Source organism: Nannocystis sp., assembly GCF_016714285.1.
Lineage (GTDB): Bacteria > Myxococcota_A > Polyangia > Nannocystales > Nannocystaceae > Nannocystis.
This window is the reverse complement of the sequence record NZ_JADJNN010000010.1, coordinates 292,888-318,071: the sequence shown is the minus strand read 5'-3', so window position 1 is coordinate 318,071 and position 25,184 is coordinate 292,888. Positions and strand designations below refer to the sequence as shown.

Genomic DNA, 25,184 nt, shown 5'->3' with positions numbered 1-25,184 from the left:
CTCCTTGCTTCCCGGATCAGCTCACTCCGCGGCCGACATTTGGTCGCGGACGGTGTTGGTGACGACGCCAGTCTCGGCGTTCACGTCGACCAGCTCGATGTTCAGGCACAGGGCCTGCAGCTCCTTGAGGAGCACGTTGAAGGACTCGGGCACGCCCGCCTGCATGCTGGGCTGGCCCTTGACGATCGACTCGTACATGCGCATGCGACCGACGACATCGTCGGACTTGACGGTGAGCAGCTCCTGCAGCGCGTAGGCGGCGCCGTAGGCCTCGAGCGCCCACACCTCCATCTCGCCGAGGCGCTGGCCGCCGAACTGGGCCTTGCCGCCGAGCGGCTGCTGGGTGACCAGCGAGTACGGCCCGATGCTGCGCGCGTGGATCTTGTCGTCCACGAGGTGGTGCAGCTTGAGCATGTACATGATGCCGACGGTGACGTTCTCCTCAAAGGCCTCACCGGTGCGGCCGTCGAACAGGATCGCCTGGCCCGACTCGGGCAGGCCGGCCTTCTGCAGCGTCGTCTTGACCTCGGTCTCGAGGGCGCCGTCGAACACCGGGGTGGCCATGTGGACGCCGCGGCGCAGCTTGTCGGCGAAGCGCGTGACATCGTCGTCGTTGAGGCCGTCGATGAAGCGCTGGGCCTCCTTCGTCTCGTAGATCTTCTTCAGCTGGGTACGGAGCACGTCGCTCGAGTACTTCGTCTGCATGTAGCGGTCGATCTGCTGCCCGAGCTCGAAGGCCGCCCACCCGAGGTGGACCTCGAGGATCTGACCGACGTTCATGCGCGAGGGGACGCCGAGGGGGTTCAGCACGAGGTCGACCTGAGTGCCGTCCTCCAGGTACGGGAGGTCCTCGACCGGCAGGATCCGCGAGATGACGCCCTTGTTGCCGTGGCGGCCGGCCATCTTGTCGCCGACCTGCATCTTGCGCTTGATGGCGACGTAGACCTTGACCATCTTGATGACGCCGGGCGGCAGCTCGTCGCCCTTGGTCAACTTGGCGATCTTCTCGCGGTAGATGGTCTCGATCTCGTCGAGGTCCTTCTCGAGGCGGCGCGCGAGCGCCTCCACGATCTCGGTGTCCTCGGCGGTGGTCATCGAGAAGGTGCCCCAGTACTTGCGCGGGACATCGCCGAGGAGCGCGTCGCTCAGCGTGGTGCCGGCGGTGACGAGGGTCTTGCCGGCGTCATCGTTGAGGTTCGCCGCGGTGACCTTGCCACCGAGGATCTCCTTCATGCGGTTGTAGTAGCCGTCCGAGACGATCGAGACGTTGTCGCGGTGGTCCTGGATGAGCTTCTCGCGCTCGGCGTCCTCGATCTGCTGGGCGCGGGTGTCCTTCTCGACCGACTTGCGGGCGAAGACACGGGCGTCGATGATGATGCCGCTGACGCCCGGCGGGAGGCGCAGCGAGGTGTCGCGCACGTCGCCGGCCTTCTCGCCGAAGATGGCGCGTAGCAGCTTCTCCTCGGGGCTGAGCTGGGTCTCACCCTTGGGGGTGATCTTGCCGACCAGGATGTCGCCGGCCTTGACCTCGGCGCCGATCCGGACGACGCCGGCCTCGTCGAGGTTGGCGAGCGCCTCTTCACCGACGTTCGGGATGTCGCAGGTGATCTCTTCCTTGCCGAGCTTGGTGTCGCGAGCGACACACTCGAACTCCTCGATGTGGATCGAGGTGTACACGTCCTCGCGGACGATGCGCTCGGAGACGAGGATCGAGTCCTCGAAGTTGTAGCCCTGCCACGGCATGAACGCGACGACGACGTTCTGGCCGAGCGCGAGCTCACCGCGCTCGGTGGCGGCGCCGTCGGCGATGACGTCGCCCCGCTTCACCCGGTCGCCGACGCGGACGATCGGCTTCTGGTTGAGCGCGGTGTTTTGGTTGCTGCGCTGGAACTTGACCAGGTTGTAGATGTCGGGCTTGGCGCCGAGGATGCCGCGGTTGTCGTCGCGACCGTCGTTGCGGTTGGTGACCGGCTTGACCACGATGCGAGCGCCGTCGACCTGCTCGACGATGCCGTCGCGCAGGGCGACCACGGTGGAGCCGGAGTCGCGGGCGACGTGGGACTCCATGCCCGTGCCGACCAGCGGCGCCGCGGTGCGCAGGCAAGGGACGGCCTGGCGCTGCATGTTGGAGCCCATGAGGGCGCGATTGGCATCGTCGTGCTCGAGGAAGGGGATCAGCGAGGCGGCGACCGAGACGAGCTGGCTCGGCGACACCTCCATCAGGGTGACCTCGGCCGGGGAGACCAGCGGGAAATCCTCGTTGTAGCGGACGGAGATCTGGTCGGCGATCAGCTTGCCCGCGTCGTCAGTGGCAGCGTTGGCCTGGGCGATGTAGTGGCCGGCCTCCTGCAACGCGCTGTAGTACTGGACCTCGCTCGAGGCGACGCCACCGTCGACGGCACGGTACGGGGTCTCGATGAAGCCGAACTCGTTGATCCGCGCGTAGGTCGAGAGCGAGGCGATGAGGCCGATGTTCGGACCTTCCGGCGTCTCGATCGGGCAGATGCGGCCGTAGTGCGTTGAGTGCACGTCGCGGACTTCGAAGCCGGCGCGCTCGCGGGTCAGACCGCCCGGGCCGAGCGCCGAGAGGCGGCGCTTGTGGGTGACCTCGCTGAGCGGGTTGGTCTGGTCCATGAACTGGCTGAGCTGCGAGGAGGCGAAGTACTCCTTGACCACCGCCGAGACCGGCTTGGCGTTGATCAGGTCCGCCGGCATGAGCGCGTCCATCTCCTGGGACATGCTCATGCGCTCCTTGATGGCGCGCTCCATGCGGACCAGACCGATGCGGTACTGGTTCTCCATCAGCTCGCCGACAGCGCGCACGCGGCGGTTGCCGAGGTGATCGATGTCGTCGATCTGGCCGCGACCGTTGCGGAGCTCGACCAGGTACTTGACGGTCTCCATGATGTCGCGCTTGGTGAGCACGGTCGACATCAGAGCCTCGTCGAGGGCGAACTTGTGGTTGAGCTTGAGGCGGCCGACCGTGGAGAGGTCGTAGCGCTCGGGCTTGAAGAACAGCGACTCGAAGAGTGTCCGCGCGGTCTCGGCGGTCGGCGGGTCACCGGGGCGGAGGCGGCGGTAGATCTCGAGCAGCGCCTCCTCGGGGGTGTGCAGCTTGTCCTGCAGCAGGGTGTTGCGGAGGAAGGGGCCGACATTGAAGTCGTCGATGAAGAGGATCTTGAAGCTCTTGATCCCGGCCTGGCGCAGGCGCAGCAGGTGCTCCTCGTTGATGTCTTCGTTGCAGTTGAGGAGCACCTCGCCGGTGTTCTCGTCGATGATGTCCTCGGCGCTGACCTTGCCGACGAGCCCGGCGGACTCCATCGGCAGGCGCTTGATGCCGGAGGCACGCATGCGCTTGATGTGCGCCTTGCTGAACTTCTTGCCCTTCTTGACGACGGTCTCGCCGCTCTCCGGGTCGCGGATGTCGTGCGAGGCGCGCTGGCCCGAGAGCAGCTCGAAGTCGACGGCGCGGGTGACGGTGCCGTCCTCCTCAAGGTGGATGCTCTCCTTCTCGTAGTAGAAGTCGAGCAGCTGCTGGGTGCTGAGGCCGAGGGCGCGCAGCAGGACGGTGGCGTAGAGCTTCCGTCGGCGATCGATGCGGACGTAGATGTGGTCCTTGTGGTCGAACTCGAAGTCGAGCCACGAACCGCGGTAGGGGATCACGCGGGCCGAGAACAGCTTCTTGCCGGAGCTGTGGGTCTTGCCCTTGTCGTGGTCGAAGAACACGCCGGGCGAGCGGTGCAGCTGCGAGACGACGACGCGCTCGGTGCCGTTGATGATGAAGGTGCCGTGCGCCGTCATCAGCGGGATCTCGCCGAAGTAGACCTCCTGCTCCTTGACGTCGCGGATCGATTGGGTGCCGGTCTCGTCGTCGACGTCCCAGACAACCAAGCGTACGACCACCTTGATGGGCGCCGCGAAGGTCATGCCGCGAGCGCGGCACTCGTCGACGTCGTACTTCGGGCGATCGAGGCTGTAGCTGACGAACTCGAGGGAGGAGGTCTCGCCGAAGTCCTTGATCGGGAAGACGCTCTTGAAGACGGCCTGGAGGCCGATGTCCTCGCGCGACTCGAGGGGGGTGTCGCGCTGCAGAAACTTGTCGTACGACCGCTTCTGGATGTCGATGAGATTGGGGACCTCGATGATGCGCTTGAGCTTTCCGAAGTTCTTACGCACCCTGAAGTTGTTCTGAATCATCGGTGGCATCGGCGTTCCTTGGATGGAGTCGCTGCGGCGGCGGGCAGCGGGCCAGGCGGCTGAGTTCGGTCCGGGGGGACCGTCGGAGGGTCTGCAGATTGTCTAGGTGCCCAGAGGGCCATTAAGGTGCGGAGGAGCGGGCGCCGTGGGCGCGAAAATGCTCCGGGAAAATTACACGGGTGTACGGCACCAGGAGGGGACCCCCTGGCGCCATACACACGAAAGCTGGACGGGCGCCGCGGTGGACGCCGCGTGCTCACTTGACTTCGACTTCAGCGCCTGCCTCCACGAGAATCTTCTTCATCTCCTCAGCCTCGGCCTTGGAGATGCCGTCCTTGATGTTGGCCGGGGCGCTCTCGACCAAGTCCTTGGCCTCCTTGAGGCCGAGGCTGGGGTTGAGGGTGCGGACGGCCTTGATGACGTTGATCTTCTTGTCGCCGAAGCCCTTGAGGACGACAGAGAACTCGGTCTTCTCCTCGACGACCGGCGTCGGGGCAGTACCACCGCCAGCGGCGGGGCCAGCAGCGGCGACCGGCGCAGCAGCGGAGACGCCCCACTTGGCCTCGAGCTCCTTGACGAGATTGGCGATCTCGATGACCGGCAGATTGCTCAGGTAGTCGATGACTTGATCACGGGTACAGCAGCGGACATGTTCAGATTCCTTCAGAGTGTCGTTTCGGGGTGAATTCAGGTGCGGAGCCAGCTCAGGCAGCGAGCTGGTCCTTGCGGGCGTTGAGGACGTAGAGGAGGCTCTGCGGGGCGGCGTTGAGGACGCGGACGAAGCTCGTCGCCGGGGTGTTGAGCAACGCCAAGAACTGGGCCTTGAGCTCGCGCGGCCCGGGCATATCGGCGAGACGATTCACGCCGGATGCATCGAGGACGGTGCCCTCGATGACGCCACCCTTGATCTTGAAGTTCTTGGCGTCGCGGGCGAACTCGCGGGCGATGCGGGCGGCGGCGCCCGGATCGGTCGGCGAGTAGGCGATCGCCGTCATGCCCGTAAGCATCGACGAGATCGGCTCGTGGCGGGTGCCCTGGATGGCGTAGTGCACGACCGAGTTCTTGAAGACCTGGTACTTGCACTCGCCAGCGCGGAACTTGTTCCGCAGGTCCGTGGCCTCGGCCACCGTGATGCCCGTGTAGTCGAGCAGGATGAAGGCGGGCACGTCGCTGAGGGCGGCGCGCAACTGGCTCGATTGCTCGTGTTTGTTCAGCCTCATGGTCTTTGGTCTCCTTGGCCCTCCGGGAGGGAGGACCGCCGAGTTCGGGGACTGGCATGCGCCGGCCCTCTCCTCAACGTTCGCTCCACTCTCGGCGGGCCGCTCTCTGGCGTTCAAGGTCGGGCTGGCCGACCACCTGCTGTCTGCGAGTGTGTTGCCCGGGAATCCGGGTCCTTCGTGACATTCACCTCGATGCGGACAGCCTCCTGAAGTCGTGGCTCGGACAAGAAAGGCAGGGTGACTCAGCGCTCGACGAGCGCGGCCACATCATTGGTGTCGAGTCGGATGGATGGACCCATCGTCGACGACAGCGCGACGCTCTTGAAGTACTTGCCCTTGGCGGTGGAGGGCTTGAGGCGCTGCAGGGTGTCCAGCAGCGAGGTCAGGTTCTCCTGGAGCTTGGCGCCACCGAAGGAGAGCTTGCCGATCGGCGCGTGGACGATGCCCGTCTTCTCGGTGCGAAATTCGATGCGGCCGGCCTTGATCTCGCGGATCGCCTTGGCCACGTCCATCGTAACGGTGCCAACCTTGGGATTCGGCATCAGGTTACGCGGGCCAAGCACCCGGCCGAGGCGCCCGACCAGACCCATCATGTCAGGTGTGGCGATCGCGCTGTCGAAGTCGAGCCAGTTCTCCTTGAGGACGCGCTCGACCAGATCCTCAGCGCCCACGAAGTCGGCGCCTGCATCGCGGGCCTCGGCCGCACGATCGCCCTTGGCGAACACCACCACGCGCAGCGACTTGCCGGTGCCGTGGGGGAGCGCGCAGCTCGACCGGATCATCTGGTCAGCGTGCTTCGGGTTAACGCCCAAGCGGGCGGCCACTTCGACGGTCTCATCGAACTTGGCGAACTTCAGGGACGGGAGCAGCTCGCAAGCCTCGACCACCGTGTAGCGCTTCTCACGGTCGACCAGCTTGAACGCCGCGTCATACTTCTTGCCCATTTCTCTCGCTTGCCTTTCCGGGGTCCTGGCGGGGCTCGCTGGCGAGTTACCCTCCCCCGGGTGTTGGGGTGTCGGCGTTACGCCGGCAAAAAACACTGATCGGCGCCGGTCAGGCGTCGACGACGTCGATGCCCATCGAGCGGGCGGTGCCAGCGATCGAGCGCATGGCGGCCTCGATCGAGGCCGCGTTCATGTCCTTGAACTTGGTCTCGGCGATCTCGCGGATGGTCTTGGAGTTGACCTTGCCGATCTTCTGGATGTTCGGCACGCCGGAGCCCTTCTCCTTGCTCATCGCCTTGAGCAGCATGATCGATGCTGGCGGGGTCTTGGTGATGAAGGTGAAGGAGCGGTCGCTGTACACGGTGATGACCACCGGGATGACCAAGCCCGCGTCCTTCTGCGTGCGCGCGTTGAACTGCTTGCAGAACTCCATGATGTTGACGCCCTTGGAACCGAGGGCGGGGCCGATCGGCGGGGCGGGATTGGCCTGGGCGGCCTTCACCTGGAGCTTGATGTACGCGGTAACCTTCTTCATGACTTCTTGCTGACGGCGAAAGGGACGATGGCGACGCGAGGCTCACTCGAGGTGAGGGATGAGGCGACGCGGGCGAACTGGGTCGCGGCGGGCTGGAGATGTCGCAGATCCGCGAGCGCTAAGCAACAGGCTCGACCTCAGAAAAGTCGACTTCGACACGGGTCGGGCGGCCGAAGAGGGACACGGACAGCCAGATCTTCTGCTTGTCGGCGTTGATCTCCTCGACCTCGCCCGTGAAGTTGGCGAACGCACCACTGCGGACGCGCACCTGCTGGCTCACGTGGTACGTGATATTGGGCACAACCTTCTCCGGCACAGGTTGCTCGGATGGGATCGGCTCCTGACCGCGAACGCGGTTCATCTCGGGCGTGGGGACCTTGCGGGGGTTCTGACCGCCGAGGAAGCCGGTGACCTTGGGTGTGGTCTGGACAAGGTGCCAGCTCGCCTTGGTCAGCTCCATCTCGATGAAGATATAGCCGGGGAAGAACTTGTTGGTCTTCTGAACCGTGCTCTTGCCACGGCGCTCAGCGACCTTCTCGGACGGTATGAGGATCTCTCCGAACTGCTCGTGGAGGCCGCCCTTTTCGATGCGCTCCTCGAGGTTCTTCTTCACCGTGTTCTCGTAGCCGGAGAAGGTGTTGACGACGTACCACTCCATGAGCGAATTTCCTGTACTCCGTGAGAGGGCCGGTGATACCGGGGGTTGCCGCCAGGGGGGCCGAGGGGGGAGACGAGAGGGAGAGAGCGAGAGGAGCGACCGACCGCCGTAGTTCGCGGCCTGACCGCAGTCAGACCTCGGCCAGACCGCGGCCAAGCCGCAGCCAGTCCGCAGCTATAGGCTGTAAAGCCAGTCGGTCACGTTGGACCAGAACAGGTCCATGATCGCCAGGATGATGGAGCAGATGATGGTGAGGACGACGACGACGATGGTCGCGGCGCGGGTCTCGGCGCGCGTGGGCCAGGTGACCTGGGAGACCTCGGTGGCCACTTCACTGATGAACTTGAACCAACGCTTGTTGCGCCAAGCCATCACCGCCAGCACCAGAGAGATCAGGATGCCGATTGTGGTCGACATCTCGGAGTTCGGCCGGCCGAGCGCGCGAGGGTAATACGACCACAAGATGGCCCACAGATCCTCCGTGAAGTTGGTCAGCACGAAGGCCAACATCAGGAAACCGACAAAGAAAGCCGCATGCGCCCAGCGACTTGGATCGAAGTCGCGGGAGACAACAAGCTTTCGTTTGCGGGGAGGAGTTGTGGACATGGCGGGTTTCGCGGTCAAGGTGGCATGAAGGCCGCCATCTCTGACAGGAAGCAGGGCGTGGGGGGCTCGAACCCTCGGCCTGCGGATTTGGAGTCCGCTGCTCTACCAACTGAGCTAACGCCCTGTATGAACCGCGATCCGCGCCGGCCTGGCGCGGGTTGTTACTTGGTCTCTTTGTGCTCCGCGTGCTTCCGGCAGTGCCGGCAGAACTTCTTGAGAACGAGCTTCTCCGGGGTGGTGCGCTTGTTCTTGGTCGACGAGTAGTTGCGCCGCTTGCACGACTGGCACTCGAACTGGATGATGATGCGGTTACCGGCAGCCATGGGTGTTCTCGCGCGGAGCGGAAGGGCCAAGACATAGCAAGGCCCGTTCCAAAAAGCAACTTGGGGCAAAGACCTGGGTCTGCGGTGACATCCGCAGACCCAAAGGCTTGAGATTATTCGATGATCTTGATGACGACGCCGGCGCCGACGGTCTTGCCGCCCTCACGGATGGCGAACTTCAGGCCGTCCTCGCACGCGATCGTGTTGTGCAGCTCGACGATGATCTCGATGTTGTCACCGGGCATCACCATCTCCACCCCTTCGGGCAGCACCACTGAACCCGTCACGTCCGTCGTCCGGAAGTAAAACTGCGGCCGGTATCCCTTGAAGAACGGCGTGTGGCGACCGCCCTCCTCCTTCTTCAGGATGTACACCTTCGCCGTGAACTTCTTGTGCGGCGTGATCGAGCCCGGCTTGCACAGCACCTGGCCGCGCTCCACGTCCTCGCGCTTCACACCGCGCAGCAGCAGGCCCACGTTGTCACCGGCCTGGCCCTCGTCCAGCAGCTTCCGGAACATCTCCACGCCCGTGATCGTGGTCTTCTGGGTGTCGCGGATGCCCACGATCTCCACTTCCTCGCCCACCTTCACCTTGCCGCGCTCGATGCGACCCGTGCTCACCGTCCCGCGCCCAGAGATCGTGAACACGTCCTCCACAGGCATCAGGAACGGCTTGTCCAGCTCACGCACCGGCTGCGGGATGTAGCTGTCGCACGCATCCATCAGGTCGAAGATGCACTTCGCATCCTCCGAGTCCGCGCTCGTCGCGCTCAACGCCTTCAGCGCCGAGCCCTGCACGATCGGCACGTTGTCCCCATCGAACCCGTACTTGCTCAGAAGGTCACGAAGTTCCACTTCCACAAGCTCGATCATCTCCGCACCGTCATTCCCCGGCGGCAGCATGTCGATCTTGTTCAGGAACACCACCATCGCCGGGATTCCCACCTGGCGCCCCAGAAGGATGTGCTCCCGCGTCTGCGGCATCGGACCGTCCGGCGCGCTCACCACGAGGATCGCCCCGTCCATCTGCGCCGCCCCCGTGATCATGTTCTTGATGTAGTCCGCGTGACCAGGGCAATCCACGTGCGCGTAGTGCCGCTTCTCAGACTCGTACTCCACGTGCGCCGTGCTGATCGTGATCCCGCGCGCCCGCTCCTCCGGCGCCTTGTCGATCTGGTCGTAGCCCTTGAACTCCGCCCACCCCTTCTTGCTCAACACGCTCGTGATCGCCGCTGTCAGCGTCGTCTTTCCGTGGTCCACATGGCCGATCGTGCCGATGTTCACGTGGGGCTTGTTTCGCTTGAATGTTTCCTTGGCCATGGCGCTGTCTCTCCACTCGAGATGGCCCTGCGTGGGGCCGCGAAAGTCGGGGGTTTGTGTAGGGAGCCCATGAGCGGAGTCGAACCGCTGACCTCATCCTTACCAAGGATGTGCTCTACCAACTGAGCTACATGGGCGAGATGATTGAATTTTTCGGAGAGCGGGAGACGAGGGTCGAACTCGCGGCATTCAGCTTGGAAGGCTGACGCTCTACCAACTGAGCTACTCCCGCGGGGAGTGGATGGGGAAGGATTCGAACCTTCGAAGCAGTGACGCGGCGGATTTACAGTCCGCTCCCTTTGGCCAACTCGGGCACCCATCCGGGAGGATCATTAAGGGGAAAGAGTTGCTTGGATCTGGCGGATTGAAAGAGCTGGCGATGGGACTTGAACCCGCAGCCGCCTGATTACAAATCAGGTGCTCTACCATTGAGCTACGCCAGCGAGAGATCGCGGTGGGTCCTCCGGGGAAGGGATGAAGATCCACCTCTGGACCTGGGGAGGCCCAAAAGTGGAGGCGCTGTATAGCTTTCGATCGGAGGGAGTGTCAAGCCGCGCCCGCGCCGTCTCGCGCGGGGATCCTCGACCGGGAGACGGTTGCTACGTGACCATAGGCACATGTTGCCTGTGGGTCAGAGTGGGGTGGGCTCAGGGACGAAGAGCTTGCGGTCGACGGGGCTCGGCTCGGGGCTCGCGGGGTCAGCGGTGGTGGAAGTGTCGCCGGGACTCCAGTCGGGGCGCGCCTCGGGGGCGAGCCGGGGGTGCGGGCGGCCGAGGCTGGTGTCGCCGGCGAGGAGCACGGCCTGCAGCTCGCTGAGCTTGGTCTCGGTCCTGGCCACGAATTCGCTGTCGTAGCCGAGCTTGCGGGCGGTCTCGAGGTTCTTCTCGAACACCCAGATGGCCTTGTTCACGACCGGGCGGAGCTGGTTCTTGAGCTCCTCGTAGTAGGTCTGGCGCTGGGCCTCGTCGAGCCACTCGGGGACCGGCGCGTACATCATCGCGTCGTAGAACTCCTCGAAGAGGGAGCCCAGCTGGTAGCCGGCGGCCGAGACCCAGAACATGTGGCGGGCCTTGACGGTGTAGTTGTAGCCATCCTGGGCCTGCTCCAGGGCGGCGAACTTGCGGGCGAAGTCCTCGGCCATGACCTTCTCGGGCAGTCGGATGGCGATCTCGCGGAAGTGGCGGTGGTGGATCGCTGCGCGATAGAAGCGGGCCATGCCGACGAAGTAAAATGTGGTGAAACGCTCGCGACGGGCGTCCTGGGCGGCGAGGAAGATCTCGTCTGCCTGTTTGAGGGGCGGGTCGGCGTGGTCGAAGTCGCCGAGCTGGAAGAGGGCGTAGCCCTGGCGGGTCAGGGCTTCGACCTGGGCGCTGGGGAGGGTGGCGCGGGCGAACGCTGCGGCGAAGTCATCGGCCGAGGCCTGCCACTGGGCGAGCTCGGCGTGGCAAGCGCCACGAGCGGAGTAGAGATCTCCTGGAGCGTCGGCGGCGAAGCGGCTGAGGTACTCGTCGTAGGCGCGGACCGCCGCCGCGAAGTCGCCGAGCTGCTCGTGGGCGCGGGCGAGGCCGGGGTAGGCCTGGCGGGCGCCGGCGGGGTCGTGTTCGCTGGCGAGGTAGGCGGCGAACAGGGCGACGGCGCGGGCCGGCTCACCAGCGGCGAGGGCAGCTTCGGCGTCGCCGAGGCTGCCGGGGTTTGGCAGATCTGCCGGGGTCGTGGGGGCGGCGCGCTCGGGCTCACCGGGGGTCACGCTCGCGGTGGTGGGTTTGCTGGCGCAGGCGGCGAGCAGCAGCAGCGCGCAGGTCCAGCGACGGGCCATGGTCCCGAGCATGACACAGGACGCCGGGTACAGGTTCTCCACCGGATTCGAGGCGCAGGGAGTTGAGCGGGCCAGTCCTCTCGACAGGTTCTCCGCCGGTTCGACGAGCAAGGCCGCCCGCGGGCGGCCTTGGAGGCGGGAGGCGCCGGGGTCACTCGGCGACGCGGGCGATGGTGGTGCGGGCGGTGAGGACGGGGAGCTGCATGGTCGCGTCCATCGAGCCCTTCTCGCCCTTCATGACGTCGTCGAGGGCCGTGGCGCACTCGGGGCACTTGGCATCGCCGAGGACGCGGGTGACGAGCAGGGCCATGCTGACGCGGGCATCGGGGTTGCGGACCTTGAAGGCCTTGGCGAGCTCGAGCGCGGTCGCCTTGTCGCCCGGGGACAGGCGTGCGAGCTCGAAGGCGGCCTTCTCGCGGGCGAACCAGTCGGCGTTCTGGTCCTGGAGGGTCTTGAGGTAGCAGGCCTTGTCGGCCTTGCAGGTCTCGAGGACCTTGAGGCCGGCGTCCCACTTGGGGAGCTCCTCGGCGACCTTCTTGTCGTTGGCCGCGCCGGCGCCCTTGAGGGCGTCCTGCAGGGCGGTGAGGTCGTCGGGGGAGGCGGTGAGGATCGCGAAGCGGGCGGCCTCCCAGCGGATCTGGTAGCGGAACTCGGAGTTCTCCAGGGCCTCGGGGTCGTACTCGCCGGACTTGGTGACCTCGGCGAGGCACTTGAAGGCCTCCGGACCGCCGATGCGGCCGAGGGCCTCGGTGATCGGGAACATGTCGCCGGGGTTGTGGGTGGCGTTGATGCACTTGCACATCGGCTCGACGCCCTTGGGGTCGCCGATGAGGCCGAGAGTGTTGGCCACGAAGGCGCGCAGGCTCGCGTCGGCGGCCTCGTCCTCGAGCGGCTCCTCCTCCTCGTCCTTCTTCTTTTTCTTCTTGTCGGGCTTCTTGACCTCGACGGGCACGCAGTCTTTCTGCGGCATGAAGGCGATGAGCTCGTCGGTGGCGCTGCGGGTGCCGAGGGCGCCGAGGATCGCCACGGCGGTCTGCTGGACGACGAGGAGATCGACGCCGTTGTCGGTGGCGAGCTTGTTGACCTCCTCGAACTTGCCCGCGAGCATGTCCTTGAGGCGCGGCACGGCGGGCTCGCCGATCGAGACGACGGCGATCTTGGCGCGGTTGCTGATATCGGTGGTGGAGGGCGCGTCGGGGACGCGGAAGCTGACGGTGAGGAGGGCGTCGACGGCGGCCGGGTCTTTGATCATGCCGAGGGCCTTGGCGGCCTCGCGGTGGACCGAGACGGGCTGGCTCTCCTTGGTCTGCAACATCGACTCGATGAGGACGGGGACGCCCTTCTTGTCGCGCAGCTCGCCGAGGGTCTTGGCGAGCTCGAGGCGGACCTCACCCTCGTTGGTCTTGCCCTTGTCCTTGCCGGGGTCCTTGATGAGGCTCTGGAACAGGGCGATGACGGCGTCGGTGGCGTCGGTGGCGCGGGCGCGCTGGATGCCCTGGAGGGCCGCGAGGACGCGCTTGCGGGCGCCGTCGGAGCCATCGAGGACGAGCGCCCGGATCCACAGCTTGGCGCCCTCGGGGCGGCCGACGTCACGCAGCATGTTGAGCATCGTGACCTGCTGCTCGGGCGTGACCTGGTCCCACACCTCGTCGAAGATCGGGACGATCTTGTCGACGAACTCCTGCTTGCGGGCGGTCTGGTCGCCCTGCGCTGTCGTCACTGTCTTCACCAGCGCCTCGAGCTGGGAGATGCTGGCGGCCCGCGCGTTGACGTCGCGGATGCCCTCGATGTGCGTCTCAAAGGCGTTCGGGTCGGATTCCTTGCAGCCGGACCACGAGACCATCGCCAGGGCGAACAGAGATGAAACGACGAGCTTGCGCATGAGACCCCTCTTGCGAGGCATGGTACATCAGCCTCGCGCCCTTGTTTGCCTCAGTCCGTCGCCGCCGCCAAAAAAGCCGAGCGAGGCCGGTCCGGGGCCGGTCGGGGCTGCTCGGGCAGGGGTGGGGACCTGCGGGCGCGTCTGTGCGCCCCCCCGGGCGCCCCGGGGCGGGCCGGGCGCGACCAGGCCAGGGGCCTCGCACCGAGGGCGATCGGCCTGCGGCGACGGCCGGATGGGGCCGTGAAGGAAGCCGCGACGCGGCCGACCCAGGCCCCGGATGGGGCCGTGAAGGAAGCCGCGACGCGGCCGACCCAGGCCCCGGATGGGGCCGTGAAGTGAAGCCGCGACACGACCGACCCAGGCCCCGGATGGGGCCGTGAAGTCAGTCCACCCGCTCGACCTTGTGTTTGCCGCGGGGGAGCGTGCGGGGGCGGGCGAGCTTCTTGGCGTCGGTGGACGGCTCGGAGGCGGCGGGGAGGGGCTCGCTGCGACGGCGCAGGCGGTCGTCGCTGCTGCGGATGGCCGGGTGTTGAACGACGACGATGGGGGCGGCGATCGGGGGGATCGGATCGGCGTCGAAGCGACGCGGGGCGGGTGTGGTCCAGGTGCGGGGCGCGGGCGCGGCGGCGGTGAAGGCCTGAGCGCGGCGCGGTGGGAGGCGGACGGCCTGCTGACGCGCGGGCGTGCGGCGGGCGTCGCCGTTGCTGGCCGCGACCGGACGCTCGCCGACCGCGAGGGCGCCGCGGGCCGAGGCGCTGCGGGTGTCGCTGCGGCTGTAGCTGCGGGCGGCGGTGGCCTCGGCGGCGAGCTCGTCGGCGTCGACGGGCTCCATGCTGATCGCGCCGCGGAAGGCGGCGCCGGGCTCGACGCTGACGCGGGGCGAGCGGATGTCACCGACGACGCGGGCGCTGGCGGTGAGGAGCACGGCGCTCTCGGCGTGGATGTTGCCGACGACGGTGCCGGAGACGACCACGTCGCGGGCGAAGACCTCGGCGAGCAGAACGCCCTCGGGTTCGACAAACAGGGTCTGCGCGAGGCGGACGGTGCCCTCGACGGTGCCGTGCACGCGCAGATCTTCCTGGCCGGAGACGCGACCGACGACGCGGGTGCCGGGGCCGATATGGGCGATCACCTCGGCGCTGGCCTCGGGAGAAGGGAGATTGTTCCTGGTCTTCGTTGCCATCCCGCTAGCCCCCCATGTCGACGTTGCCCTTGAACGAAGCCCCGTCGGCGATGAGGATCCGCGGCGCGCGGATGTCCCCGACGACGGTGCAGCTCGGCCGCAGCTCGGCGCGCTCGCTGGCCGCGATGTCGCCGTGGATGGTGCCGTTGACGGTGATCGAGGCGGACTCGACCGTGGCCTCGACGAGGCCGCCGTTCTCGACGACGAGGGCGTCGCGGACGACGATGCGGCCCTTGACGGTGCCGTGCACGATGAGTTGCTCCTCGCCGGAGATCTCGCCGTCGATGACGATGCTGCTGCCGATGACGGTGGTGGCCATTGTGGGTCCTTCGGAGATCAGCGGCGCGGCTGACGGTTGAGGCCGCCGGGGAGCTGGACGTCCATCTCGACGCTGCCCTTGAACTGGGCGCCGTCGGAGAGGACGACGCGAGGCGCCCGCAGGTTGCCGCCGACGCGTGCGCTCTCGTGGAGGGTGATCGCGGTGGTAGCGACGATGTCGCCGTCGACCTGGCCGTGGACGTCGACGCTGTCGACCTCGATGTCGGCCTCGACGACGGCGCCCGGGGCGACGACGAGGTGGCCGCTGAGGCTGACGCTGCCCTCGACGCGGCCCTCGATGACGAGATCTTCTTCGCCGGAGATGTTGCCGCGGATGGCGATCCGCGGGCCGATGGTACAGATGCCCTCGGAGGGCCGGGGAGTGGCTGAGGTGCTCACGGGGGTGGCCATCGTCCGATCTGGTCGCCCGCCGAATGTGGCAGAGGCGACACGCGGGGCGGAGATTAGCGGTGTGAGCCGGACCGGGTCAAGCGAGGCGTGCACGCGATGAGCTGGCAAGTTTCTCGGGCGTGGTGGTCAAGTCGACGGGTGCTGCGGATACACTCGGCCCGCCGCGTCGGGGTCGGACCCCGCTGCAGGCCGTTCTTTCGCCCTGGAGGCGCCGATGAGCAGCACCCCGACCACCACCACATCGTCCGACCCGCTGCGGGCCGAAGACCTCACGGAGGTGTTTCGCCGGGCCGAGCGCCGCGATCAGGCGACCCACCTGGTGGGCACCGAGCAGGAGAAGTTCGGGCTGTACATGGATCCACAGGACCCCGCGGGTCCGCGGCCGGTCGGGTATGAGGCGCACGTGCTGCCGGTGCTGCAGGCCTTCATCGACGAGTTCGGGTGGCGGCCGGCGGCCGACCGGGGGCCGGGTGGGGAGATCATCGCCCTCGAGCGGGACGGGGCGTCGATCACGCTCGAGCCGGGGGGACAGTTCGAGCTGAGCGGCAAGCCGCTGCCGCATGTTCACGCGACCTGCGGCGAGTTCACGCAGCACTACCGCGAGCTGCATTCGGTGTCGCAGCGACTGGGACTGGCGTGGCTGGCGACCGGCTTCCACCCCTTCGCCACGCGCGAGGAGATCCAGTGGATGCCGAAGGGTCGGTACCGGGTGATGCGGGACTTCCTGCCGACCCGCGGCAGTCGGGGCCTCGACATGATGCTGCGCACGTGCACGGTGCAGGCGAACTTCGACTTCGCGTCGGAGCAGCAGTGTGGCGAGCGGCTGCGGATGGCGATGGGTGTCAGCGGCCTCAGCACGGCGATCTTCGCCAACTCGCCGTACCGCGAGGGCGAGGACCGCGGCTTCGCCTCGCTGCGCAGCGACAACTGGACCGACGTGGACAACGCGCGCTGCGGGATCTGGCCGTGGGCCTTCGAGCCCGGGTTTTGTTACGAGCGCTACGTCGAGTGGGCGCTGGACGTGCCGATGTTCCTCATCCGCCGCGACGGCGCGTACCTGCCGGTGCACCTGCCGTTCCGGATCTACATGAAGGACGGCTACACCGCGCCGGACGGCACCCATCATCGGGCCCAGCGCGGCGACTGGGACATCCACCTGAGCACCCTGTTCCCGGAGATCCGGCTCAAGCCCTACCTCGAGGTGCGTGGCTGCGACTCGGTGAGCTCGGCCTTCGTCTGCGCCTTGCCGGCGATGTGGAAGGGCCTCCTCTACGACGCCGACGCGACCGCGGCGGCGTGGGAGCTGGTCGCGGGGCTCGACTTCCCGGCGCGCCTGGCTCTGTGGCAGGAGTGCCGCCAGCACGCGATGCGCTCGCCGCGGGTCCACGCGCTGTGCGTGCGCCTGATGGCGATCGCCCGCGCGGGGCTCGAGCGTCAGGACGTGCGCGACAGCAAGGGCCGCACGGAGGCCCGCTTCCTCGACGGGCTCGAGCTGCTGGTCCAGTCGGGCCGCTCGCCCGCGGACCTCGCCCGTGAGGCGCTCGGCGCCAGCCCTGGACGCGGCGCGGCGGCCCGGCGTGCGTTCGCGCGTCACTTCCACTTCGCGGGCGCGGGCGGGGAGCCGAGCCCCGACCCGGACGCCTGACCTGTCCGGTGGGACAGGTCACCCGGACGCCTGACCTGTCCGGTAGGACAGGTCGATTCGCTGGCTGGAGGCGCGCGCCAGCACTGCGCCGGGTGGGCTCACAGCTGTCTCATGGGACAGGTTAGTCTTCGTCGTCGCGGAGGTAGTCGGGCACGCCGCGGGCCGCCGAGGCCGCGTCGCCAGGGGCGGTCACCGGGCGCGTGCCGGAGCTCGCGGGAGAAGGCGCGGAGGCCTGGCGAGCCGCGGGCGAGGGCACCGACACCGGGCGAGCGACGGGCTGACTCAGCTCGACGACCTTCTTGCGGTTCTTGCCCTTCTTCGGCTGGGGCTTCGCGGCCGCGGCGACGACTGGTTGGGGGGCGGTCTTCTTGGACGAGCGCCGGCCAGAAGGCGGCGGCGGGACCCGGGCGGCGGGCTGCGGGGCGGAGGGGGCTCGCGGCGGTGGCGGTGGCGGCGTCGCGGCGCGCACGGGGCCCGATGCGGCGCGCTCCGAGGGGTTCACGGCGGCTTGTGGCGAGCTCGCAGCGGCCAACGGGCTCGAGGTGGCGCGCTCGAGTGGGCCTGACGCGGCGCGCTCGAGTGGGCCTGACGCGGCGCGCTCGAGTGGGCCTGACGCGGCGCGCTCGAGCGGGCCTGAGCCGGCGCGCTCGAGTGGGCCTGACGCGGCGCGCACTGGACCCGACGCGGCGCCCTCGAGTGGGCCCGATGCGACGCGTTCCACTGGGCCCGACGCGGCGCCCTCGATCGGGCCTGACGCGGCGCGCACTGGACCCGACGCGGCGCCCTCGATCGGGCCTGACGCGGCGCGCAGAGGGCCCGACGCGGCGCGTTCCACGGGGCCGGACGCGGCGCGCACGGGGCCCGATGCGGCGCGTTCGACCGGGCCCGACGCATCACGATGCGGGGTCGCGGACTGCACGGTCGCGGGCTCCGGGACGGACAACTCGGACGGCACGGGCTGCAGATCCGAGGGTTCGATCAGCGCGTCGAAGGCCGCGTCGGTGAGCCCGGAGGAGCTCGAGTCTGCTGTGATCGCGTCGCTGCGAGGCCGACCGCGGAACACCGGGATGTCGCTGTCGTCGTCGGGGATGCCGAGCACGAGGCCCTCGGAGGACTCGGCGTCGAGGTTGGCGAGGTGCATGCGAGCGCTGTCGCCGAGGCGAGCCTCGAAGCCGGGGGGCTCGGGGACGTGCTCGTCGTCCCAGGCGCGTGGAGCCTGCGACTCGGCGTGGAGTTCGAAGCCGCGGCTGAGGCTGCTGGAGCGCGGCGGCGGCTCCTCGGGCTGGGGTTCGGCGGGGCGGCGGCGGAGGCTGAAGGCGAAGCGGTTGAAGCCGCCGATCGACGGGTCATCCTCGAGCGGTGGGGGCTCGGGTTCGGGGCTGGCCTCGAGGACAGGTGGCGGCGGGACGGGTTCAACCTCGGCGGCGGCGGTCTCGATCGCCAGCTCGAGGTCCTGCTGCTTGCCGCTCAGCGCCGCCTCGACGGCGGCGTTGAGGTACGGACGACTGACGCTGCGGGCGATCGGCCGCGGGACGTTGCGGGTCGCGGGGTGCGAAGCAGGTGCGTTGACCTCGGGCGTGCGTCCGCTGCTCGGGTGATGGTTGCCGGCGAGCAATTCGGCCAGCGGAGAGCCGGGCTCGATGCGGGCGATCAGCGCGTGCGAGCGCTGTTTGGCCCACTTCAGCAGAGCTTCTACGTCACCGGGCTCGATGCCCTCACGCGCGAGCAACGCGGACAGATCCATGCCAGGCCACGCTATCACAGCCCGCGCCACGGCCGCCGGGGCAGCGACAAATTCCCGCGATGCGGCGCATCGGAGAAACCCTGATCGGATGTCCGGGGCCGTGTGGTTTGCTCTACCACCGCGACCGCCACCGTGGCCCTGGTGGCGGTCGATATCAGCCGGCGATCTGGGCGGCCAGGGCCTCGCGGGCGGCGCTGAGGGCCTGCTGCAGCCCGGCCGGATTGGCGCCGCCGGCCTGGGCGAGGTCGGGGCGGCCACCGCCGCGGCCGTCGACGTGGCCCGCGATCGCGGCGATCAGGTTACCCGCGTGGATCTTGCCGCTGAGGTCCTTGGTGACGGCGACGATCAGGCTGGCCTTGCCGTCGCGCTCGGCCCCGAGGACGACGACGCCGGAGCCGAGGCGGTCGCGCAGGATGTCGACGGCCTCGCGCAGGGCCTTGGGGTCGCCGACGGTGACGAGCTTGACGAGCAGCTTGACGCCGCTGACCTCGATGATGCTGTCCCCTGCCCCGCCGCCGCTGCCGGTCGCGAGCTTGCGCTGGAGGTCGGCGATCTCCTTGTCGCGCGCGCGCAGGTCGTGGTGCAGGCGCTCGAGCTTCGGCAGCAGCTCGTGCGGGCCGGCGGCGTGGAGCTGGGTCGCGGCCTCGCCGACGATCTGCGCCGTCTGTTGCAGGTACGCGAGCGCGTTCATGCCGGTGACGGCCTCGATGCGGCGCACGCCCTGGGCGATGCCCGCCTCGCTGACGATCGCGAACAGGCCGATGTCGCCGGCGCGGGCGACGTGGGTGCCGCCGCACAGCTCGATGCTCTCGCCGCCGATGTTGACGACGCGGACGACCTCGCCGTACTTGGCCTCGAACAGGCCGATCGCGCCGGTCTCGCGGGCCTGGGCCATCGACAGGCTGCGGACCTGGCTGCCCTGGTTGCGCAGGACCTCGACGTTGACGCGGCGCTCGATCTCCGCCCGCTGCTCGGCGGTGAGCGGGCGGGTGTGGGAGAAGTCGAAGCGCAGGCGGTCGGGGCCGACCAGCGAGCCCTTCTGGGCGACGTGGGTGCCGAGCACGGCGCGCAGGGCGTGGTGGAGCAGGTGGGTCGCGCTGTGGTTGCGGCGGATCGCGTCGCGGCGGGTGACGTCGACGGCGAGGGTCAGGCTCTGGCCGACGCGCAGGGTGCCGCGCACGAGTTTGCCGCGGTGCACGTGGAGGTCGCCGGTCGGCTTGTGCACGTCGTCGATCTCGAGCTCGACGCCGTCGCCCTCGGCGCGGCCGGTGTCGCCGACCTGGCCGCCGCTCTCGGCGTAGAAGGGCGTGTGGTCGACGACGAACTCGACCTGCTGGCCGGGGCGCGCCTCCTTGTGTTCGCGACCGTCGACGGCGAGGGCGAGCACCGTGCCGCTGCCCTGCACGGTGTCGTAGCCGGTGAAGCTGGTCTGGCCGGCGAGGCGCTCCTTGAGCTTGAAGTAGAGATCGCCGATCGCCTTGTCGGAGCCGAGCGAGCTGTGGGCGTCGCCGTCCTGGCTCTGGCGCTGGCGGACGGCGGCCTCGACGGCGGGCTCGTCGAGGGTCAGGCCCTTCTCCTTGCAGATGATGCCGGTGAGGTCGACGGGGAAGCCGTAGGTGTCGTAGAGGTCGGCGGCGACGGGGGGCGGGAAGGCCTGCTCGCCGGGGGCGAGGTCGGAGAGGGCGGCCTCGAGGCGCTTGAGGCCGCGGCTGAGGGTGCGACGGAAGCTCTCCTCCTCGGTGCGGACGACCTCGTCGATGGTGCTGGCGCGCTCGCGCAGCAGCGGGTAGGCCTCGGCGAATTCAGCGACGACCTGCTGGCAGACCTCGTGGAAGAAGGGCCGCTCGAGGCCGACGTTGGTGCCGTAGCGGATCGCGCGACGCATGATGCGGCGCAGGACGTAGGAGCGGCCGGCCTTGTCGGGGAAGACGCCGTCGGCGATGAGGAAGGCGGTCGCGCGGGCGTGGTCGGCGATGACGCGGAAGGGCGACTCACCGGCGCCGAGGTCCGAGGGTGAGGCGCCGGCGAGGCGCTTGGCGAGGTCGACGAGCGGGGTGAGCAGCGAGGTGCGGTAGTTGCTGCCGACGCCCTCCATCACGGCGGCGAGGCGCTCGAGGCCGGCGCCGGTGTCGACGCTGGCCTTGGGCAGGTTGACGAGGGTGCCGTCGGGGTGCTTCTCGTACTGCATGAACACGAGGTTCCACAGCTCGGTGTAGCGGGTGTCCTCGTAGGCTGGGCCGAGCTTGCCGTCGCGCTTGGCGTCGCCGGGGGCGCGCTCGCCGTGGAAGATGTGGATCTCCGAGCAGGGGCCGCAGGGGCCGGTGTCGCCCATGGCCCAGAAGTTCTCCTTGGCGGGCAGGCGGTAGATGCGGTCCTCGGGGACGATCTCGGCCCACAGCGCGTAGGCTTCGTCATCGGCGGGGGCCGACTCGCCCTCGCCGCTGAACACCGACACGACGAGCTTCTCGGCGGGGATGCCGAGGTCCTGCGTGAGGAACTCCCAGCCCCAGCGGATCGCGTCCTGCTTGAAGTAGTCGCCGAACGAGAAGTTGCCGAGCATCTCGAACAGGGTGTGGTGGCGGTCGGTGAAGCCGACGTTGTCGAGGTCGTTGTGCTTGCCGCCGGCTCGCAGGCAGCGCTGCACGCTGACGGCGCGCTTGTAGGGGCGAGGGTCGCGGCCGAGGAAGGTGTCCTTGAACTGGACCATGCCCGCGTTGGTGAACAGCAGGGTCGGGTCGTTGGCCGGCACCAGCGACGACGAGGGCACGATGGCGTGCGCCTGCGCGGCGAAGAAGTCGAGGAAGCGACGGCGGATCTCGTGGGCGCGGGGCCGGGACTGCATGGCGGCGGGAGGATACTCGATCCCGTCCACGCGCTGCCTGGGCTCGCTACCAGGTCGTACATGATTTTCCCGACCCGCCCCGACCCGGTCGAGCCGCGGGGCTGCGGCGATGTTCCGCGACCCGAAACGGGGGCCGCGTACTAGTCGAGCTGCAGGAGCTTGATCTTGAGGTAGCGGCCCTCGACGAAGGCCGGCGGCACCGGGAAGTCTGGCGGCAGGCCGCACTCGCCGACCAGCCGGGCCGAGCGCTTGGCGGCGTGCACACCCTCGCCGAGAGCGAGGAAGAACTCGTCCTCGGGCAGGCGCACGGCGTTGGAGATCGCGAGGACGTGGCCGCCGGGGCTGACGACGCCGGCGACCGCGGCCATGAGCTGGTTCCAGTCTTTGAGGGCGCTGAAGGTGTTGCCCTTGACGTTGGAGAAGGGCGGCGGGTCGACGACGATGAAGTCGAACACGCGGCCGCGCTGGCGGAACTTCTCGAGCAAGGTGAACACGTCGCCGGTGATCGCCTCGATGGCCTCGGGGTCCATGCCGGAGGCGGCGAGGTTCTGGCGGCAGCGGGCGTGGCTGCGGGCGGCCGAGTCGACGTGGGTGACCGCGGCGGCACCGGCTCGCACGGCGCGCAGGCCGAAGGCGCCGGTGAAGCTGAAGAGGTTGCAGACGCTGCGCCCGCGGACGAGGGTCTCGAGCAGGCGGCGACCCTCGCGGAGGTCGAGGAACAGGCCGGGCGAGACCGGGGCGGTGACGTCGACGAGGAACTTGAGGCCGTCCTCGCCGACCTCGACCTCGGGCGGGGCGGCCTTGCCGGCGAGGTGGAAGGCGGGCGGGCGGCGGTCGTCGGCGGCGGTGACCGAACGGATGCGGTCTTGCAGGTAGATGCCGGCGGGCTTCAGCTCCTGCTCGAGCAGGGGGACCAGGGTGTCGAGGTAGCTCTCGGCGCAGCGGGCGTACTTGTAGAGGAGGAGGTAGTCGCCGAGGCGGTCGAGGGCGAGGCCGGGGAAGCCGTCGGCCTCGCCGTGGAGGAGGCGGACTGCGCCTTGCGCCAGCAGTGCCGGGCCGCGGAGGCGCAGGGCCTGGCGGATGCGGGTGAGCATCTCGGCCTCGTTCCAGCTGAAGTCGGCGTGGAGGCTGAGCATGCGGACGCCGATCGCCCCCTCGGCCTCGACCAGACCCCAGCCGACGCCGTAGCCGTCCTCGTCGATCACCGGGACGACCGCGCCCTCGCTGAGGTTGTCGAGGTCGCGGCGCACGGTGTGGCGGAACACCCAGGGGTGACCGGCACGCACGAGGCGGGCGACGTCCAGCGGGACCTTGACGCTGGGTCCACGCACGGTCGGACGCGCCGGGCGGCGGCCGACGGGCGTGTTGCGGCGCGGGGCCGGGGCGTTGGGGTCGGCCGGACGCTCGCTGGGGCGGATGCTGCGGTCCCGCGGGGCGGCGCTGCGGGGGGCGTCGCGGGGCCGGTCGCGGCTGTCACGAGGGCCGGCGTCGCGAGGACGGTCGCCGCCGCGGTCGTTGCCGCCGCGGTCGTTGCCACCGCGGTCGTTGCCACCGCGGTCGTTGCCACCACGGTCGTTGCCACCACGGTCGTTGCCCCGAGCAGTGGGTGCGGAGCGCGGGGCAGGTCGGTCGCGGTCGGTCATCGGCGGCGGAGCATAGGCGAGAACGCGGGGCGACGGGGAGGGCTTGCGCGTGCAAGTTTTCTCGCCTGGGCACCTGTCCGGCTTGGCGGGTCTGGGCGGGGGCTGTACCCTGGTCCGCCGTCGACCGCGTGCGTCGGGCGAGACGCTGCATCGCTTTTTATGGCAGACCGCATCGGCGAATTACTGGTCCGCGAGAACCTGATCTCGCTCGCCCAGCTCAAGCGGGCGCAGGCCGATCAACGGACGACCGGCAAGCGTTTGTCGTACAGCCTGTCGCGCCTGGGGATCCTCGGCGAGCGCGAGCTGGCGGACTTCCTGTCGGCGCAGTACGGCGTGCCATGGATGAGCCTCACCGACTACGAGATCGACCCGAAGGTCGTCGAGCTGGTGCCCAAGTCGCTGGCCAGCAAGCACACCGCGATCGCGGTGCAGCGGGCTGGCTCGACGCTGGTGGTCGCGATGGCCGACCCGAGCAACATCTATGCGATCGATGACCTCAAGTTCATCACCAACCTGAACGTCGAGCCGGTGGTCAGCACCGAGACGGCGATCGAGGACGCGATCGTCCGCTACTACGATCGCAGCGGAGAGCGCGACGGGGACCGCAGCGGGAACAGTGCGGCGTACGCCGACGTGCTCGGGGCGCTGAACCTCGAGCGGGTCGACGCAGCGCCCGGAGAGCGCGAGCGGACGCCGCCCGCGGCGGGGCTGCCGGAGCAGGACCAGGCGATCCGTCTGTGCAACCGGGTGCTGCTGCACGCGGCCAGCCGCGGGGCGACGCAGGTGCACGTCGAGCCGTCGGAGCGCGGGCTACGGATCCGGTTTCGCGTCGACGGCGTGCTGCACCCGGAGTCCGAGCTGCCGATCGGGCTGCGCAGCGCGGTGACCACCCGCTTCAAGCTGATGGCGCAGCTCGACGTCGCCGAGCGGCGGACCCCGCAGGAGGGCCAGATCCGTGGCTTCCACGCCGGCAAGGACCGCGAGCTCGACATCCGGGTGGCGACCATGCCGACCGCCGCCGGCGAGCAACTGGTGCTGCGCCTGTTCGACCGCAGCAAGCTGCCGCACGACCTCGCGGGCCTCGGACTCGAGCCAGAGCAGCTCCAATGCATGCGGGCGGCGCTGCAAGGCTCGCACGGGCTCACGCTCGTCGCGGGCCCGGCCGGCAGCGGGACCACGACGACGCTCTATGCGGCGCTCGCCGAGCTCGCGGGCGACAGCGTGAGCGTGGCGACGATCGAGGATCCGGTGGAGTTCACGCTGCCCGGATGCACGCAGGTGCAGCTGCAACGTGAGGGCGGGCTCGGCATGGCGGCCAGTGTGCAGGCGCTGCTGCGGCAGGACCCGGACATCATCATGCTCGGTGGGCTGCCGGACCTCGACGCGGTCGACGCGGCGGTGCGGGCGGCGGTCGGGGGTCGGCGCGTGTTGACGACGTTGCCGGCGGGGGACGGCGCGGCGGCGCTGGTCCGCCTGGTGCACCTCGGGGTCGAGCCCTACATGGTGGCCGCGGCGGCGCGGCTGGTGGTCGCGCAACGGCTGGTGCGTCGGCTGTGCGGCGAGTGCTCGAGCGAGGACCCGGCGATCTCGCCGCAGCGGTTGATCGACGCGGGCATGAGTCCGCAGCAGGCGCGCGAGTGTCGGCCGCGACGCGCGGGCGGCTGCAAGGCCTGCCTCGCCGGCTACCGCGGTCGGGTGGCGCTGTTTGAGGTGCTGCCAGTCGGCGCGGCGCTGCAGGAGCGGATCGCCGAGGGCGCCGGCGCGGCGGAGCTGCGCGCCGAGGCGACGGCGCAGGGCCACCGCAGCTTGCGTCAGGTCGGTCTGGCGCGGGTGGCGGACGGGCAGATCGCGCTCGACGACCTGCTGCGGGCGACCGGCGATCATCTGGCTTGAAGGAC

General features: G+C 68.9%; 18 protein-coding genes, 5 tRNA genes and 1 pseudogene. 2 read left to right on the top strand and 22 right to left on the bottom strand.

What is annotated here, in order from left to right; genetic code table 11:
• Window positions 1–84: 84 nt before the first annotated feature.
• The 19 genes and pseudogenes from rpoB to IPJ59_RS19470 form a co-directional block, all read right to left on the bottom strand.
• Window positions 85–4,206 (bottom strand): annotated as a pseudogene (rpoB, locus tag IPJ59_RS19560) (DNA-directed RNA polymerase subunit beta); the annotation flags it as partial.
• Between the two features lie 247 nt (window positions 4,207–4,453).
• Window positions 4,454–4,864, bottom strand: a complete 411-nt coding sequence (rplL, locus tag IPJ59_RS19555; protein WP_366524641.1) for a 50S ribosomal protein L7/L12 — start codon at window positions 4,862–4,864, stop codon at window positions 4,454–4,456.
• A 37-nt stretch (window positions 4,865–4,901) separates the two neighbouring features.
• A complete protein-coding gene (gene rplJ / locus IPJ59_RS19550; RefSeq protein WP_293253422.1) occupies window positions 4,902–5,417 on the bottom strand; it encodes a 50S ribosomal protein L10 in 516 nt (171 codons plus the stop codon).
• A gap of 242 nt (window positions 5,418–5,659) precedes the next feature.
• A complete protein-coding gene (rplA, locus tag IPJ59_RS19545; protein WP_293253607.1) occupies window positions 5,660–6,361 on the bottom strand; it encodes a 50S ribosomal protein L1 in 702 nt (233 codons plus the stop codon).
• A gap of 109 nt (window positions 6,362–6,470) precedes the next feature.
• Window positions 6,471–6,896, bottom strand: coding sequence for a 50S ribosomal protein L11 (gene rplK, locus IPJ59_RS19540; protein WP_293253419.1), 426 nt, complete (start codon window positions 6,894–6,896; stop codon window positions 6,471–6,473).
• 118 nt (window positions 6,897–7,014) lie between these two features.
• A complete protein-coding gene (gene nusG, locus IPJ59_RS19535) occupies window positions 7,015–7,554 on the bottom strand; it encodes a transcription termination/antitermination protein NusG (protein ID WP_293253416.1) in 540 nt (179 codons plus the stop codon).
• A 174-nt stretch (window positions 7,555–7,728) separates the two neighbouring features.
• The gene (secE, locus tag IPJ59_RS19530; RefSeq protein WP_293253413.1) at window positions 7,729–8,178 is read right to left on the bottom strand and encodes a preprotein translocase subunit SecE; all 450 of its coding nucleotides are present in this window, start codon (window positions 8,176–8,178) and stop codon (window positions 7,729–7,731) included.
• Between the two features lie 33 nt (window positions 8,179–8,211).
• Window positions 8,212–8,284, bottom strand: a tRNA-Trp gene (locus IPJ59_RS19525).
• A 37-nt stretch (window positions 8,285–8,321) separates the two neighbouring features.
• Window positions 8,322–8,483 (bottom strand): 50S ribosomal protein L33, encoded by a 162-nt coding sequence (rpmG, locus tag IPJ59_RS19520; RefSeq protein WP_293253410.1) that lies wholly within the window; start codon window positions 8,481–8,483, stop codon window positions 8,322–8,324.
• Window positions 8,484–8,596: 113 nt separating this feature from the next.
• On the bottom strand, window positions 8,597–9,802 hold the full coding sequence (gene tuf, locus IPJ59_RS19515; RefSeq protein WP_293272850.1) for an elongation factor Tu: 1,206 nt from the start codon (window positions 9,800–9,802) through the stop codon (window positions 8,597–8,599).
• A gap of 64 nt (window positions 9,803–9,866) precedes the next feature.
• Window positions 9,867–9,939: transfer RNA gene (locus IPJ59_RS19510), tRNA-Thr, on the bottom strand.
• 22 nt (window positions 9,940–9,961) lie between these two features.
• Window positions 9,962–10,034, bottom strand: a tRNA-Gly gene (locus IPJ59_RS19505).
• Between the two features lie 6 nt (window positions 10,035–10,040).
• Window positions 10,041–10,124 (bottom strand) — tRNA-Tyr (locus IPJ59_RS19500).
• Between the two features lie 49 nt (window positions 10,125–10,173).
• Window positions 10,174–10,245: transfer RNA gene (locus IPJ59_RS19495), tRNA-Thr, on the bottom strand.
• 188 nt (window positions 10,246–10,433) lie between these two features.
• Window positions 10,434–11,618 (bottom strand): tetratricopeptide repeat protein, encoded by a 1,185-nt coding sequence (locus IPJ59_RS19490; protein WP_293272849.1) that lies wholly within the window; start codon window positions 11,616–11,618, stop codon window positions 10,434–10,436.
• Between the two features lie 151 nt (window positions 11,619–11,769).
• The gene (locus IPJ59_RS19485; RefSeq protein WP_293253401.1) at window positions 11,770–13,500 is read right to left on the bottom strand and encodes a HEAT repeat domain-containing protein; all 1,731 of its coding nucleotides are present in this window, start codon (window positions 13,498–13,500) and stop codon (window positions 11,770–11,772) included.
• Window positions 13,501–13,882: 382 nt separating this feature from the next.
• Window positions 13,883–14,683, bottom strand: a complete 801-nt coding sequence (locus IPJ59_RS19480; protein WP_293253398.1) for a bactofilin family protein — start codon at window positions 14,681–14,683, stop codon at window positions 13,883–13,885.
• A gap of 4 nt (window positions 14,684–14,687) precedes the next feature.
• Complete coding sequence (locus IPJ59_RS19475; RefSeq protein ID WP_293253395.1) at window positions 14,688–15,002, bottom strand: bactofilin family protein; 315 nt, start codon at window positions 15,000–15,002, stop codon at window positions 14,688–14,690.
• Window positions 15,003–15,019: 17 nt separating this feature from the next.
• Complete coding sequence (locus IPJ59_RS19470; protein WP_293272848.1) at window positions 15,020–15,400, bottom strand: bactofilin family protein; 381 nt, start codon at window positions 15,398–15,400, stop codon at window positions 15,020–15,022.
• Between the two features lie 226 nt (window positions 15,401–15,626).
• Here IPJ59_RS19470 and IPJ59_RS19465 point away from each other — a divergent pair, with 226 nt between their 5' ends.
• Complete coding sequence (locus tag IPJ59_RS19465) at window positions 15,627–17,057, top strand: glutamate--cysteine ligase (RefSeq protein ID WP_293272847.1); 1,431 nt, start codon at window positions 15,627–15,629, stop codon at window positions 17,055–17,057.
• A gap of 121 nt (window positions 17,058–17,178) precedes the next feature.
• Here IPJ59_RS19465 and IPJ59_RS19460 read toward each other — a convergent pair whose 3' ends face one another.
• From IPJ59_RS19460 to IPJ59_RS19450, 3 genes are all read right to left on the bottom strand, one after another.
• Window positions 17,179–18,801, bottom strand: a complete 1,623-nt coding sequence (locus tag IPJ59_RS19460; RefSeq protein ID WP_293272846.1) for a hypothetical protein — start codon at window positions 18,799–18,801, stop codon at window positions 17,179–17,181.
• 154 nt (window positions 18,802–18,955) lie between these two features.
• Entirely contained in the window at window positions 18,956–21,643 is a 2,688-nt protein-coding gene (alaS, locus tag IPJ59_RS19455) for an alanine--tRNA ligase (RefSeq protein WP_293272845.1), read from the bottom strand.
• A 140-nt stretch (window positions 21,644–21,783) separates the two neighbouring features.
• Complete coding sequence (locus IPJ59_RS19450) at window positions 21,784–23,286, bottom strand: class I SAM-dependent rRNA methyltransferase (protein WP_293272844.1); 1,503 nt, start codon at window positions 23,284–23,286, stop codon at window positions 21,784–21,786.
• Between the two features lie 159 nt (window positions 23,287–23,445).
• On the opposite strand from IPJ59_RS19450, the gene IPJ59_RS19445 reads away from it, so the two are divergent.
• On the top strand, window positions 23,446–25,179 hold the full coding sequence (locus tag IPJ59_RS19445) for a GspE/PulE family protein (protein WP_293272843.1): 1,734 nt from the start codon (window positions 23,446–23,448) through the stop codon (window positions 25,177–25,179).
• The last annotated feature ends 5 nt before the right edge of the window (window positions 25,180–25,184 follow it).